The 13,749-nt window shown below is 71.2% G+C and carries 13 protein-coding genes; 6 read left to right on the top strand and 7 right to left on the bottom strand.

Annotated elements, in window-relative coordinates; all coding sequences use genetic code 11:
• Window positions 1-183: 183 nt before the first annotated feature.
• Window positions 184-702: a DUF4245 domain-containing protein gene (locus ACZ4YL_RS26260; protein WP_468119984.1), complete on the bottom strand. Its 519-nt coding sequence runs from the start codon at window positions 700-702 to the stop codon at window positions 184-186.
• A gap of 285 nt (window positions 703-987) precedes the next feature.
• Between ACZ4YL_RS26260 and glpX the strand changes: the two genes are divergently transcribed.
• Window positions 988-2,019, top strand: coding sequence for a class II fructose-bisphosphatase (gene glpX / locus ACZ4YL_RS26255; RefSeq protein ID WP_030011229.1), 1,032 nt, complete (start codon window positions 988-990; stop codon window positions 2,017-2,019).
• Window positions 2,020-2,174: 155 nt separating this feature from the next.
• Here the strand turns inward: glpX and ACZ4YL_RS26250 are convergent, their stop codons facing one another.
• The 3 genes from ACZ4YL_RS26250 to ACZ4YL_RS26240 form a co-directional block, all read right to left on the bottom strand.
• Window positions 2,175-2,573 (bottom strand): WhiB family transcriptional regulator, encoded by a 399-nt coding sequence (locus ACZ4YL_RS26250; protein WP_382550902.1) that lies wholly within the window; start codon window positions 2,571-2,573, stop codon window positions 2,175-2,177.
• Between the two features lie 132 nt (window positions 2,574-2,705).
• Complete coding sequence (locus ACZ4YL_RS26245; protein ID WP_468119800.1) at window positions 2,706-3,305, bottom strand: TIGR03086 family metal-binding protein; 600 nt, start codon at window positions 3,303-3,305, stop codon at window positions 2,706-2,708.
• A gap of 139 nt (window positions 3,306-3,444) precedes the next feature.
• Window positions 3,445-4,125 carry a DUF1707 SHOCT-like domain-containing protein gene (locus ACZ4YL_RS26240; protein ID WP_468119798.1) on the bottom strand — a complete coding sequence of 227 codons (681 nt, stop codon included), beginning with the start codon at window positions 4,123-4,125 and terminating at the stop codon, window positions 3,445-3,447.
• Window positions 4,126-4,275: 150 nt separating this feature from the next.
• On the opposite strand from ACZ4YL_RS26240, the gene ACZ4YL_RS26235 reads away from it, so the two are divergent.
• Window positions 4,276-5,946: a fumarate hydratase gene (locus tag ACZ4YL_RS26235; protein WP_468119796.1), complete on the top strand. Its 1,671-nt coding sequence runs from the start codon at window positions 4,276-4,278 to the stop codon at window positions 5,944-5,946.
• A 155-nt stretch (window positions 5,947-6,101) separates the two neighbouring features.
• Window positions 6,102-6,710: a hypothetical protein gene (locus ACZ4YL_RS26230; protein ID WP_468119794.1), complete on the top strand. Its 609-nt coding sequence runs from the start codon at window positions 6,102-6,104 to the stop codon at window positions 6,708-6,710.
• On the opposite strand, the gene ACZ4YL_RS26225 is transcribed toward ACZ4YL_RS26230, so the two are convergent.
• Window positions 6,711-7,067: a hypothetical protein gene (locus tag ACZ4YL_RS26225; RefSeq protein ID WP_468119792.1), complete on the bottom strand. Its 357-nt coding sequence runs from the start codon at window positions 7,065-7,067 to the stop codon at window positions 6,711-6,713.
• A 53-nt stretch (window positions 7,068-7,120) separates the two neighbouring features.
• On the opposite strand from ACZ4YL_RS26225, the gene ACZ4YL_RS26220 reads away from it, so the two are divergent.
• Window positions 7,121-7,894: a glycerophosphodiester phosphodiesterase gene (locus tag ACZ4YL_RS26220; RefSeq protein WP_468119790.1), complete on the top strand. Its 774-nt coding sequence runs from the start codon at window positions 7,121-7,123 to the stop codon at window positions 7,892-7,894.
• 24 nt (window positions 7,895-7,918) lie between these two features.
• Here the strand turns inward: ACZ4YL_RS26220 and ACZ4YL_RS26215 are convergent, their stop codons facing one another.
• Window positions 7,919-8,395 carry a hypothetical protein gene (locus tag ACZ4YL_RS26215; protein ID WP_468119788.1) on the bottom strand — a complete coding sequence of 159 codons (477 nt, stop codon included), beginning with the start codon at window positions 8,393-8,395 and terminating at the stop codon, window positions 7,919-7,921.
• Window positions 8,396-8,771: 376 nt separating this feature from the next.
• Here ACZ4YL_RS26215 and ACZ4YL_RS26210 point away from each other — a divergent pair, with 376 nt between their 5' ends.
• Window positions 8,772-10,478, top strand: a complete 1,707-nt coding sequence (locus tag ACZ4YL_RS26210; protein WP_468119786.1) for an IMP dehydrogenase — start codon at window positions 8,772-8,774, stop codon at window positions 10,476-10,478.
• A gap of 139 nt (window positions 10,479-10,617) precedes the next feature.
• Here the strand turns inward: ACZ4YL_RS26210 and ACZ4YL_RS26205 are convergent, their stop codons facing one another.
• A complete protein-coding gene (locus ACZ4YL_RS26205) occupies window positions 10,618-12,123 on the bottom strand; it encodes a ricin-type beta-trefoil lectin domain protein (protein WP_468119784.1) in 1,506 nt (501 codons plus the stop codon).
• 133 nt (window positions 12,124-12,256) lie between these two features.
• Here ACZ4YL_RS26205 and ACZ4YL_RS26200 point away from each other — a divergent pair, with 133 nt between their 5' ends.
• Complete coding sequence (locus tag ACZ4YL_RS26200) at window positions 12,257-13,660, top strand: class II fumarate hydratase (RefSeq protein ID WP_468119782.1); 1,404 nt, start codon at window positions 12,257-12,259, stop codon at window positions 13,658-13,660.
• Window positions 13,661-13,749: the final 89 nt, after the last annotated feature.

The raw sequence follows: 13,749 nt of genomic DNA, 5'->3' as shown, positions 1-13,749 counted from the left end.
CGCCCTCCCCCCCCCCCCCCCCCCCCCACCCCCCCCCCCCCCACCACCCACCCCCCTCCCCCCCCCCCCCCCCCCCCCCCCCCCCCCCCCCCCCACGGCCCTTCTCGCGTGCGCGGCCTCGCGCAGCTGCGCGAGGCCCTGCAAGCCCTACAAGCCCTACAAGGGCCACTTGCCCTACGAGCGCTACGTGCCCTGCTTGAACTCCAGCGCCGCCGCCAGCGCACCGAGCTGCTCGAAGGAGGCCGTGCCGGTCACCACCGTGACGTGGCCCTGCTCCTGCCGCACGAGGGCGTCGTACTTCTCGCCGTCCCAGCGCTCCCACGTCAGGTCACCGACCTGCTGCGTCTGCCCGGTGGCCGTCGCGTGCTGGGTGACCTTGGCGAGGTACTTCGCCGAGGTGTCCGTGGACTGCTCCACCGCCGCGTACTGCTGTTCCGGGTCGAGGAAGCCCAGGTGCCAGGCATTGGCGTTCTTGCGCTCGTACGTCACCGAGGTCGCCCGCCACTGCTCCTGGAGCCCCACGGGGGCCGCCACCGGATACGGGGCCGCGCGCCGGGCCGTCAGGGTTTCCACCCGGTAGTCGACCGTGCGTGTCGGATCGACCTTCTCGTCATGCGGGACGAAGAGGTAGATCCCGGCGACGACGATGCCGATCACCCCCAGCGACCGGACCATGTCCCAGACCGTCTGCTTGCCTTTCATACCTGCCACGGGACCCATCGTCCCGCATCGCGGGGCGGCGATCACCGCCGGGGTCGCGGTGCGGCGCGCGTCGGTGGACCCTGGAGAGTCTGGGAAGTCTGAAGAGTCCCGGAGAGTCCTGGAGGCTCCTGGTAGGCCCTGGAGGACCGCAAGACGTCCGCTCAGGACAATCGACTGACCGATATGCCGCTCATACGTGACCCGCCCTGCTCAATATGTCGACGTACCGATAGAGTTCCAGCACCCTCACTTCCCGGCCGTCGCCGTACAGAAAGGTGCGCTCCGATGACCGAGCACAACCTGCCGCCCCAGCTCGAAGTCTCTCCGGAGGCCCCCGACCGCAACCTCGCACTGGAACTCGTACGGGTCACCGAGGCCGCCGCCATGGCCGCGGGCCGGTGGGTCGGACGCGGTGACAAGATCGGCGCGGACGGTGCCGCGGTCAACGCGATGCGCACCCTGATCTCCACCGTCTCGATGAACGGCGTCGTCGTCATCGGCGAGGGGGAGAAGGACGAGGCCCCCATGCTCTTCAACGGCGAGCGGGTCGGCGACGGCACGGGCGCCGAGGTCGACATCGCCGTCGACCCGATCGACGGCACCACCCTGAACGCCAAGGGCATGCCGAACGCCATCGCCGTCCTGGCGGCCGCCGACCGCGGCACCATGTTCGACCCGTCCGCGGTGTTCTACATGGAGAAGCTGGTCACCGGCCCCGAGGCCGCCGACTTCGTCGACATCAACGCACCCGTCTCGGTGAACATCCGCCGGGTCGCCAAGGCCAAGAACATGGCCGTCGAGGACGTCACCGTGGTCATCCTGGACCGCCCCCGCCACGAGGGCATCGTCAAGGAGATCCGCGAGACCGGCGCCCGGATCAAGTTCATCTCCGACGGCGACGTCGCGGGCTCGGTCATGGCCGTGCGCGAGGGCACCGGCGTCGACCTGCTCCTCGGCATCGGCGGCACGCCCGAGGGCATCATCTCGGCGTGCGCCATAAAGTGCCTCGGCGGCACCATCCAGGGCAAGCTCTGGCCGAAGGACGAGGCCGAGCGTCAGCGCGCGCTCGACGCCGGTCACGACCTCGACCGCGTCCTGACCACGAACGACCTGGTGTCCGGCGAGAACGTCTTCTTCGTCGCCACCGGCATCACCGACGGCGAACTGCTGCGCGGTGTCCACTACCGCTCGGAGACCGCGACGACGTCCTCGCTGGTCATGCGCTCGAAGTCGGGCACGATCCGGCGGATCGACTCCACGCACCGCCTGTCGAAGCTGCGTGCGTACAGCGCGATCGACTTCGACCGCGCGCACTAGTCACCGGAGTGAGGAAGCGAGAGGGGCGGTCACCGCGTGCGGCGGGACCGCCCCTCTCGCACATCCACGTCCGGCTCCGGCGTCAGGCGTCCGGCATCCGTCGTCCGGCGCCCCGGCGGTCGACCCGGGTGACGCACGGGCGACCCGCGACCGGCTCAGCCCGCCGCGGCGATCGGCCCGGACCCCGGGGCCTGCCGCAGCTCGGCGGCCCTGCGCCGCATCCGCGCCAGCACCACCCGGCGCTCGGCCGCGGTGAGCCCGCCCCACACCCCGTACGGCTCGGGCTGGAGCAGCGCGTGCTCCCGGCAGGCGACCATCACCGGGCAGCGGGCGCAGACGCGCTTGGCGGCCTCCTCGCGGGAGAGCCGGGCCGCGGTCGGCTCCTTGGACGGCGCGAAGAAGAGCCCCGCCTCGTCGCGGCGGCACACCGCCTCCGCATGCCATGGGCCGTCCTCCGTCCTCGCCGGCACCCGCGGCTTCGGCACGGCCGCCGCGCGCCCCGGAAAACTCTGGACGGCGGCTACCTGCAAGGACTGATGCGGCGGATGCGGCACGGTCTACTCCTGACGACGTATACGTGAGCGAGAGACGACGCACCTGTCCCTACCCGCTGTACGCGCCCCTATGCACCGCGCGCCACGGGCCGCCGGGGGTTCGTCCGAAACGAGACCCCGCCGGGCGGGCCGTCACGCCGCGGGTGCGGCCCATCCGGGATCCCGCCCGAGGAAGGCCAGCAGGCGCGCCGCGGCGCCGTCGTGCGCGCCGGGCGCGAGGGGGAAGACCGGGCCGTAGGCGAAGCCGCGCAGGGGCTCGGCGAGGACGTCGGCGGCCGGGCGCAGGGCGGCGGCCAGCGCGTCGGTCAGGCCCGGCGGGCGGCCCGTGGCGACGGCGATGTCCCAGGCGTGCACGGCGGCGTCGAGGGCGGCGGCGCCGACGGCCGTCCCGGCCGGTACGGAGAAGGGCGGCAGCGGCACGGCCACCTCGACGTCACCGGGGGCGACCCCGGCGAAGGCCGCGGCCGCGGCCGCGAGCGCCGGGTCCAGCAGGTCCGCGGGCGTGCCTGCCAGGGCGCCGGAGGGCGCGAAGGGGTCCTCGGCGGGCCCGGGCCCGCCGGTCAGGCGGGCCGCGTAGGCCAGCTGGTCGCCCGCGGCGTGCTGGAGGACCTGGGTGACGTTCCACTGCGCGCAGGGGGTCGGGCGCTCCCAGGCGTCGGCCGGTACCCCCACGACGGCCTCGCGCAGCGTCGCGTACGCCTGGTCGAGCAGTTCCCACTTGGCTGTCGTCATGGTCCGGACCCTAGGGCGTGTCCCTGGACGGCGCTCCGGTGGACCGTCGGCCGAATTTCGTCGGACCTACGGCGCGGCGGGCCTAGGGCGCGTCGGACCTACGGCGCGGCGGACATGCGGCGCGCCGGGCCTTGTGGGCTCAGCCGTCCAGGCGCTTGCGCAGCTTGCGGGCCAGGTCCACCAGGCGGGCGCCGAGCTTGGGCCGCGCCTCGATGTTCCCCAGCAGGGCGAAGCCCCGCACGATCACCACCGGCGCCTGCGGGTCGCTCTCGCCGCGGCCCTCGCCGCGCACCTCGAAGTTGCCGAGGACCCCGCTGCCGTAGCCGCGCAGGGTGACGTTCTCCGGGACCAGGACCTCGACGTTGCCGAGGACACAGGTCACGTTGATCTCGGTGACCTGCTGTTCGAAGACCGCCTCGGTGAGGTCGATGTTGATGTCACCCATGACCGAGATCGCGCGGGTGTGCGCGCCGGGCCGCCAGCGGCCCTTGCGGGCCGAGCTGCTGCAGACGGCCACTATGGTCTCGGCGGGGCCGCCCGGGGCGGTGGAGGGGTCCGCGTAGGCGGGCGCGGCATGGACGCCGCCCGGCGCGGGCAGATCCCGTACGAGCACCTCCAGCTCGCCGACGGTCTTGACCGCGTAGAGCGTGTCCAGGCGGTCGGAATGCTCCTCGGCGGTCAGCCGGCCCTCGGCGAGGGCGTCGCCGAGGATCTGCGCGATCCGGTCCCGGTCCGCGTCGGAGGCGCGCAGGCCGGCGGGGGCGGCCGTCGCGGGAGCGGGGGCGGGTTCGGGGGCGGCGGGGTGCTTTTCCAGGTCCACGACGCCCAGCATAGCCAGACACGATAGATCGCGATACTGCCGAGTGAGCCTTACCTCACAGACACGCCCCCGGGGAGAGGTCCTACGCTGGTTAACCGCGCTGCCAATTGGTCGCCAGCGCCGTCTGCCGAGTGAGGAATGACTGCCGTCATGCCAGAGTTTGCGTACACCGACCTGCTGCCCCTGGGCGAGGACACCACCCCGTACCGGCTGGTGACCGCCGAGGGCGTGTCCACCTTCGAGGCGGACGGCCGTACGTTCCTCAAGGTGGAGCCTGAGGCGCTGCGCAAGCTCGCCGAAGAGGCCATCCACGACATCCAGCACTTCCTGCGCCCCGCGCACCTCGCGCAGCTGCGCCGCATCATCGACGACCCCGAGGCCTCCTCGAACGACAAGTTCGTGGCCCTGGACCTGCTGAAGAACGCGAACATCGCGGCGGCCGGCGTCCTGCCGATGTGCCAGGACACGGGCACGGCGATCGTCATGGGCAAGCGCGGCCAGAACGTGCTGACCGAGGGCGGTGACGAGGCGGCCCTCTCCCGCGGCATCTACGACGCGTACACCCGCCTCAACCTGCGCTACTCGCAGATGGCGCCCCTCACCATGTGGGAGGAGAAGAACACCGGCTCGAACCTGCCCGCGCAGATCGAGCTGTACGCGACCGACGGCGGCGCGTACAAGTTCCTCTTCATGGCCAAGGGCGGCGGCTCGGCCAACAAGTCCTTCCTCTACCAGGAGACCAAGGCGGTCCTCAACGAGGCCTCCATGATGAAGTTCCTGGAGGAGAAGATCCGCTCGCTCGGTACGGCGGCCTGCCCGCCCTACCACCTGGCGATCGTGGTCGGCGGCACCTCCGCCGAGCACGCGCTGAAGACCGCCAAGTACGCCTCGGCGCACTACCTGGACGAGCTGCCCCGCGAGGGCTCCCCCCTGGGCCACGGCTTCCGCGACGAGGCCCTGGAGCAGCAGGTCTTCGAGCTGACCCAGAAGATCGGCATCGGCGCGCAGTTCGGCGGCAAGTACTTCTGCCACGACGTCCGCGTCGTGCGCCTCCCCCGGCACGGCGCGTCCCTGCCGGTCGCCATCGCCGTGTCCTGCTCGGCGGACCGCCAGGCCACCGCGAAGATCACCGCCGAGGGCGTCTTCCTGGAGCAGCTGGAGACGGACCCGGCGCGCTTCCTGCCGGAGACCACGGACGAGCACCTGAACGACTCGGCGGACGTCGTCAAGATCGACCTGAACCAGCCGATGGACGACATCCTGGCGACCCTGACCAAGCACCCGGTGAAGACCCGCCTCTCCCTCACCGGCCCGCTGGTCGTGGCGCGCGACATCGCGCACGCCAAGATCAAGGAGCTGCTGGACTCGGGCGCGGAGATGCCGCAGTACCTGAAGGACCACCCGGTCTACTACGCGGGTCCCGCGAAGACCCCCGAGGGCTACGCGTCGGGCTCCTTCGGCCCGACCACGGCCGGCCGCATGGACTCCTACGTCGAGCAGTTCCAGGCGGCGGGCGGCTCCAAGGTCATGCTGGCCAAGGGCAACCGCTCCCAGCAGGTGACGGACGCGTGCGGTGCGCACGGCGGCTTCTACCTGGGCTCGATCGGCGGCCCGGCGGCGCGGCTGGCCCAGGACTGCATCAAGAAGGTCGAGGTCCTGGAGTACGAGGAGCTCGGCATGGAGGCGGTCTGGAAGATCGAGGTCGAGGACTTCCCGGCCTTCATCGTGGTCGACGACAAGGGCAACGACTTCTTCACTTCGCGTGAACCCGAGCAGCCGACGTTCACCAGCATCCCGGTGCGCGGTCCCGGCCTGGCGTAGCCCAGCACTCCCCGAGCGACCCCGTATGAGGGCCTCTCCCCCGTTCGGGGGAGAGGCCCTCGGGCATATCCGCCCATCGGCAGATGGCAGGCCGGCGGGCTCCCGGCGAGGCTGTTCCCGTAGCCGAACGGCCTCACTGTCAACGGGAGTTCACGATGAAGAACCGCAAGCGCGCGCTCATCCTGGCCGGAACCGCCGCCGCCCTGGCGGCGACGCTGATCGGCGCGGCGCCGGCCCCCGCGGCGCCGGCCGCGCCGAAGCTCGCCTCGGTGCACGGCGGCGGGACGGTGTCCTACCCCTACGTGCCGAAGGAGCACGACATCCGCTTCACCGTCGACGCCGACGCCGCCCCGTGGAGCAGGCCCTTCCCGGCCCCGGGCGGGGAACAGGGCATGCCGGTCGACGCGCGCGGCAAGGTGACCGTCTACCACGCCATGCCCGACGCGGGCTTCACCGGCGTCGCCGAGGCGGAGGTGGACTGCATGGTCACCGGCGGCAGGACCGCCACGATCACCGCGGTGGTCACGTCCTCGAACGTCGGCTGGGAGGGCAAGCGGATCGGGATCAGCGTCCAGGACGGGGAACGCGGCGGGCCCGACCGGGTGGGCTTCTCGTGGGGCATCGCCAACGTCGACGTGAAGGCCGACGGCTCGGTCTCCGAGCCCCGCGTGGGCACGTGCATGGCCCCGGCCCCCTTCACCGAGGTCACCAAGGGCGGCTTCAAGGTCACCCCGGCACCCTTGGCCCCGCGGCCGAAGCCGTAGTCACGGCGTCGGACCCGACAGGTACCGGGCCTCAACGGGGGTGGCCCGGTGCCCCGCCTTCCGCGCGGCCGCCACCTCGGCGATCGTCAGCCCGTACACCCGGCGCAGCACGGCGACCGGCACCCCGTCCCGGCCGCCGACCGGCAGGTGGACCGTGCCCTCCCGGGCCACGATGCGCTCGCGGATCCACGGCGGCGGTACACCCCGGCCGCGGTCGCACCACTGGACGTCGTACCGCGTGCAGACGTAGGACGACTCCCAGCACAGCTGCCCGTCCTCGATGGACTGACGGTCGTCATCGACGCACGCCTCGCACGGCTCGCAGTGCAGGACGGCGTACATCTCCTGTTCCGGCATCCGGGCAGCATGCGGCACCGGGCCGGTCACCGCATCCGGATAACGTCTGTTCCATGAACCGGCAGTCCATGCTCCCCGCCACCGCCCGCACCGTCCGGGTGGTCGCCCACCGCGGGGCCTCCGACGAGCACCCCGAGCACACCCTCGCCGCCTACCGGCAGGCCATCGCCGACGGGGCCGACGCGCTCGAATGCGACGTACGCCTCACCGCCGACCACAAGCTGGTGTGTGTGCACGACCGGCGGGTGGAGCGGACCTCCGACGGGCGCGGGGTGGTCTCCGAGATGACCTACGCGCAGCTGTCCGCGCTCGACTTCGGCGGCTGGAAGGGCGCGGAGCACCGCGGGGCGCAGGTGCTGCTCTTCGAGGACCTCCTGAAGGAGGCACTGGCCGCCGGCCGGCCCGTCGGGCTGGCCGTGGAGACCAAGCACCCCACCCGCGCCGGCGGCCGTCTGGAGGCCGAGCTCGTACGGGTCCTGAAGGACCACGGCCTGGCCGACGGCTCGACGGGCCTGGTCGAGGTGATGAGCTTCTCGCGCAATGCCCTGATCAGGCTGAACCGGCTCGCGCCCGGCCTGCCGGCCGTCTACCTGATCGAGCGGCAGCTGCGGCCGCTCCGGCCGCCGTTCGCGGGGCATGCCGGGCCGGGCATCGACCTGGTGCGCAAGGATCCGGGGCTGGTGGCCCGGCTGAAGGCGAAGGGGCTGTCGGTGCGGGTGTGGACGGTGGACGAGCCGCAGGACGTGGAGCTGTGCCTGCGGCTCGGCGTGGACACGATCATCACCAACCGGCCCCGGCAGGTGCGGGAGCAGCTGGAGAGCCGCTGACGCGCGGTCCGGCGGCGGGACCGGTCAGGCCCGCTGCCCCGCGGTGTGCGAGGACCTCGACGAGGAGCCGGCGCGCACGGCGCCCACGCCGCAGGCGGCGACGCCGGCCAGTGCGACCACGAGCAGGGGATTGGTCCAGCCCGGGACGAGCTCGACGCTGGTGCCGTCGGGGAACGCGCACACCCTCGACAGGGGGAAGTACCGTGCAGTGATCTTTATGTCGTTGTCGGGGGTCCGGTAGGACTGGACGCCGAACTGTTCGGCGCGTTCCGCGAGGCAGGGCCGCGTGGGGCGGGAGTCGAAGCCGCCCAGGCTGCCGAGGGCGAAGGCGACGACGGCGATGCCCAGGCAGGCGAAGGCCCATTCCACCCAGGGGCCGACGGCGCCGCGGCTCATGCCCCGTCTTCGGGTGGCCAGCAGGTGCACCACCTTGACGAGGAGGAAGGCACCGGCCGGGAGGGCCAGGAGGAGGGCTGCGGCTGCTACGAGGATCGGACTCACCCTTACGTGGAAACGGCGGAGACGGTGGAGACGGTGGAGACGGTGGAAACGCGGCATCAGGTCGGCGCCCGCCGGAGGCCGGGGGCCACGGTCACCCTGCCACAACACCCCCTCCGATCAGCGGACATGCGTTCGCCGAACACGAGAACGCCCCGCAGGGAATCAGGCACGGCATCAGGGTTCGCCGGGAAAGCGAATCTCGTTCGTCCATGATCACGCCGTGTGGGGCGTGGTGCTGCGTACGGTCGGGCGTGGCGGCCAAGTACGAGGAGGGAAGGGCGACTTCGGCGCTGCCGCTCCCGGCGCTTTGCGCGCCGACGAGGTGAACAGGGGCAGTGCGTTAAGATCACGTATGGCGCGATGGAAGTCAGCGCCTGTGCAGCACCGCGCGGAGGATCCGGGTCTGCCGTGCCTTCGCCGCCGATTCGGCCGCGCGTGCGAGCACCGCTCCGCCGGGTGCGCCCGCTCTGAGGATCTCCAGAGCGCATTTCTTCCGATGGCGCGCTACCGGTCGGCTCGATCCGCACTGCCCGTACGAGCCTCGCCGATCCGTCGTCGATCGGTGCGCAGGCTCCTTGCTGGAGACAATGTGAAAATCCTCCCCGAGATTTCTCGTACGCTGAGCGAATACCTCCTCATCCCGGGCCTGACCACGGAAGACTGCACGCCGGACAATGTGGATCTCGGGGCACCGCTGGTGCGTCACCGGGTCGGCGAGGAGCCGGTAATTCGGGTCGCCACGCCCATGGTCAGCGCCATCATGCAGGCGGTGTCGTCACCGACGCTGGCGGTGGCACTGGCGCAGGTCGGCGGGTTGTCGTTCATCCACCAGAATCAGCAGACCGAGGACCAGGCCGCGGACGTGCTGGCGGTGAAGCGGCACAAGGCCGGCTTCCGGACCAGCGAGATCACCGTGGCGCCGCAGACGCCTCTCGGTGAGGTCGCCCGGCAGCTGTCCGAGGCCGAGCAGGGCGTGGCGGTGGTCACGCAGAGCGGGGACGCGGACGGCGAGTTCCTGGGGATCATCAGCCTCGACGACTTCCACCTGGAGCGTCACGGGGCTTCCGAGACCGCCGGCAACCGGATGCGGGGCCGCGCCGGCCTGGTCACCGCGCCGGCCTCGGTCTCCCTGTCCGAGGCGAATGAGCTGATCTGGCAGCACCATCTGGACGTTCTGCCGGTGCTTGAGGACGACCGGGTCTTCTCCTTGGTCCTCAAGAAGGACTATCAGGCCCACAAGACGTACCACCGCGCGACGGTGGACGGCGAAAAGCGTCTGCGTGTGGGTGCCGGTATCAATTCCCGTGACTTCAAGGACCGCATTCCCGCCCTGGTGGAGGCCGGCGCGGACGTGCTGTGTCTGGACTCCTCCGACGGCTATTCCGTCTACCAGGCGAGGACCCTCGAATTCGCGCGGGAGACGTACGGGGACGATGTGTTCGTCGGCGCGGGGAATGTCGTCGACGGCAGGGCGTTTCGCTACCTGGCCGATGCGGGCGCGGCGTTCGTGAAGGTCGGGATCGGCGGCGGGGCCATCTGCACCACCCGGGCGCAGAAGGGCATCGGCCGCGGGCAGGCCTCCGCACTGCTCGATGTGGTCCAGGCGCGCGACGCCTACGCCCAGGAGACCGGTGTGTACGTGCCGTTGTGCTGCGACGGCGGCTTGCTCAACGACTCGCACATGGCGATGGCGCTGGCGATGGGGGCGGACTTCATCATGCTCGGCCGCTACTTCGCCCGGCTCGACGAGAGCCCGTCGCGGAAGCTGCAGATCGGCAGCCAGTGGTACAAGGAGTACTGGGGTGAGGGCTCGCGGCGCGCGCAGAACGCAGACCGCTACGGCCAGGGCGGCCGGATGGTCTTCGAAGAGGGCGTCGACGGCTACGTGCCCTACGCCGGCAGCCTGTACGACAACGTGGAGCGGACCCGGACGAAGCTCACCTCGACGATGATCAGCTGCGGGTCGACCAACCTGCGGGACTTCCACCGCGATGCGCTGCTCGTACCGGTGTCCGCGGAGTCGTTCAAGCAGACAGGTGCCGAGGTACAGCTGCGCCAGCCCACCATCGACTCCGGAGAGTGATCTGACGGCCCCGGGCGGAAGCGGCCCGGCATCCGGCCCGGCATCCGGCCCGCCATCCGGCCCGGCGTCCCGCCCGGCATGGAAACACCCGGCCGGGGTGCGCCGGCCGGGCGTGGGGGGTCTGCGGGTGCGGGGGCGGTTACACGAAGCGCTGGTTGGCGGACCCGTTGCAGGTCTGCAGGCGCAGCGGCTCGTGGGCGGCGGCCACCGTCAGGCACATGCCCGGGGCGGCGGCGGGGCGGATGGTGGCGCCGTCGCGGACGAACTGCTGGTTCGCGCCGCCGTGGCAGTTCCAGATGATCAGGCCGGTGCCGGAGCCGTAGTCGGCGCCGGGGGCGTCGAGGCAGCGGTCCTGGGTCAGTTCGATGTGGACGGACCTGCGGACGCTGTCGTACCACCAGCCCTGGTTGCGGCCTCCGTGGCAGTCCCATCCGACGATCCTGGTTTCATCGGCGCTGGAGCCTCCGAAAGAGTCCAGGCAGTTGCCGGTCGCCTCGTTCTTGAGGGCCTTGAACTTGTCGTCCCAGGCCCCGGCCTGCAGGACGGGGGTCCCGGTGCTCGCGGGGTCGGCGCAGGAGGCCTCGCGCAGGCCCGAGTTGTAGAGCTGCGTCAGGCACGACGCGAAGGCGCCGTGGCCGCGGTAGTTGGGGTGGAAGGACTGGCGGGCGGTGTTCTCGTCCCACGGGAAGTGGTCCCCGAGGTCCAGGTAGAGGCCGCGCGCCCAGGTGTCCTCCATGCAGACCTCGTGGCCGTGGAAGAGCCGCGAGTTGTCCAGGTAGACCGCGCCGGAGGCGAGGGCCGCCGCGCGCATGCCCTTCTCGAAGGCGGGCACCGCGTAGTTGCGGCCCCAGGCGGCGTCGGAGTCGTAGCCGGCGCAGCCGCCGGGCAGCTTGCCGGGGAAGTTCGGGTTGTCGTAGAAGTCGGGCCCGATGGGGCTGGGATAGCCCATCACGACGAGCTTGTAGTCGGAGTCGGCGTAGCCGGCGTCGCGCATGACGGTCTTGAGGTCCGCGACCGTGGCTTCCACCTTGGGCTTGAGGCCGTCGACGCGCCCCTGCCAGCCGGGCCCGTACTTGGGCTCGCAGGTGCCCTGGCTGAGGACCCAGCGGGTCACGCAGTCGGTCATGACCGGGCCGAACTGGAGGTCGTCGTTGGCCCCGGCGACCAGCAGGACCATCTTGATCTTCGTGTTGCGCGCCTTGACGGCCAGGTTGTCGCTCTGCACCAGCTCGTCGGCGTACTGCTTGCCGCCGCCGATCCTGATGTTGCCGGTGTAGCCGCCGGAGCAGGCGACGTTGAAGGTCAGGTCGGCCGGTATGCCGGTGCGGTGGATCGCGGCGTCCGGCGAGCGGTGGCACTGGTTGTTCGGCGTGTTGGTCGCGGGGTCGTAGTTCCCGACGCCTTCGCCCGAAATCTCGCTGTCGCCCAGCGAGATCAGGCCGGTTTTACGCTCGTTCAGCGGACGTACGGCAGGATCGCCGTAGATCTTGGTGGCCTCCGCGGCCCGGATGGCCTCCAGCTCGGGCGACAGCGGCACGGCGGCGGCCCCGGAGGCGGGCGCCGCCTGGGCCATGGGGGTGATGGCGGTGACACCCCCCAGGGCGGCCGCGATCGCCGCGACGGCGGCGAAGGTAGATCTGAGCATGGGTCTCGTACGGGCACGTGCCATGGAACGCCTCCCCGGAAGTGGGTGTTACCCCCGGTATTTACTGGCCGGTAGGGGAGTTGGGAACACTTCGAACAAGACAATTGCTCAACTTTTTGAGGAGGCCACAGAAATGACGGATGACCAGCAGGCCGACGCGTTCCGGATCGAGCACGACTCCATGGGCGACGTACGGGTGCCCCGGCACGCCAAATGGCGTGCCCAGACCCAGCGCGCGGTCGAGAACTTCCCCATCTCCGGGCAGCGGTTGGAGCGCGCCCACATCGAGGCACTCGCCCGCATCAAGGCCGCCGCCGCCGTGGTGAACGCGAAGCTCGGCGTGGTGGACCAGGACGTCGCCGACGCGATCCGCTCCGCCGCCGCCGAGGTCGCGGACGGCCGCTGGGACGACCACTTCCCCGTGGACGTCTTCCAGACCGGCTCCGGAACCTCGTCCAACATGAACACCAACGAGGTGATCGCCACCCTCGCCACCGAGCGCCTGGGCCGCGAGGTCCACCCCAACGACCACGTCAACGCCTCGCAGAGCTCCAACGACGTGTTCCCGTCGTCCATCCACATCGCCGCCACCGCCGCCGTCACGGGCGAGCTGATCCCGGCCCTGGAGCACCTGGCGGCCGCGCTGGAGCGCAAGGCGGCCGAGTTCGCGCAGGTCGTCAAGGCCGGGCGGACCCACCTGATGGACGCCACCCCGGTCACTCTCGGCCAGGAGTTCGGCGGGTACGCCGTCCAGATCCGCTACGGCGTCGAGCGGCTGCGGGCGGCCCTGCCGCGGCTGGCCGAGCTGCCGCTGGGCGGCACCGCGGTGGGCACCGGCATCAACACCCCGCCCGGGTTCTCCGCCGCGGTGATCGCCGAGGTCGCCGCCACGACCGGGCTGCCGCTGACCGAGGCCCGCGACCACTTCGAGGCGCAGGGGGCCCGGGACGCCCTCGTGGAAACCTCCGGAATGCTCCGCACGATCGCCGTCTCCCTCACCAAAATCTCCAACGACCTTCGCTGGATGGCTTCCGGACCGCGCACCGGTTTGGCCGAAATCAATCTCCCGGATCTCCAGCCGGGCTCCTCGATCATGCCCGGGAAGGTCAATCCGGTGGTCCCGGAGGCCGTCCTGATGGTCGCCGCACAGGTCATGGGGAACGACGCGGCCGTCGCCGTGTCGGGCGCGGCCGGCAATTTCGAGCTCAATGTGATGCTCCCGGTGATGGCCAGGAACCTCCTCGAATCGATCCGGCTGCTCGGCAATGTGAGCCGCCTGCTGGCCGACCGCACGATCGACGGAATCACCGCCAACGAGGCCCGGGCCAGGGAGTACGCCGAGTCCTCGCCCTCCGTGGTCACCCCGCTCAACCGCTACATCGGCTACGAGGAGGCCGCCAAGGTCGCCAAGAGGTCCCTCGCCGAGCGAAAGACGATCAGGGAGGTGGTCCTGGAGTCCGGTTACGTGGAGCGCGGCGCCCTCACCCTGGAGCAGCTCGACGAGGCCCTGGACGTGCTGCGCATGACGCATCCCTGACCCGTCCGGCCGCCCTGCGGGCGGGGGCCGGATTCGGTCGATTCTCATCGCCGAACCCCCCGGTGACCTGCGCCGCAGCGGGCCCGGGG

It is taken from the genome of Streptomyces sp. NPDC030021, assembly GCF_055574035.1.
Note: the sequence above shows the minus strand (reverse complement) of the source record. Positions and strands in the feature narration are given on the sequence as shown.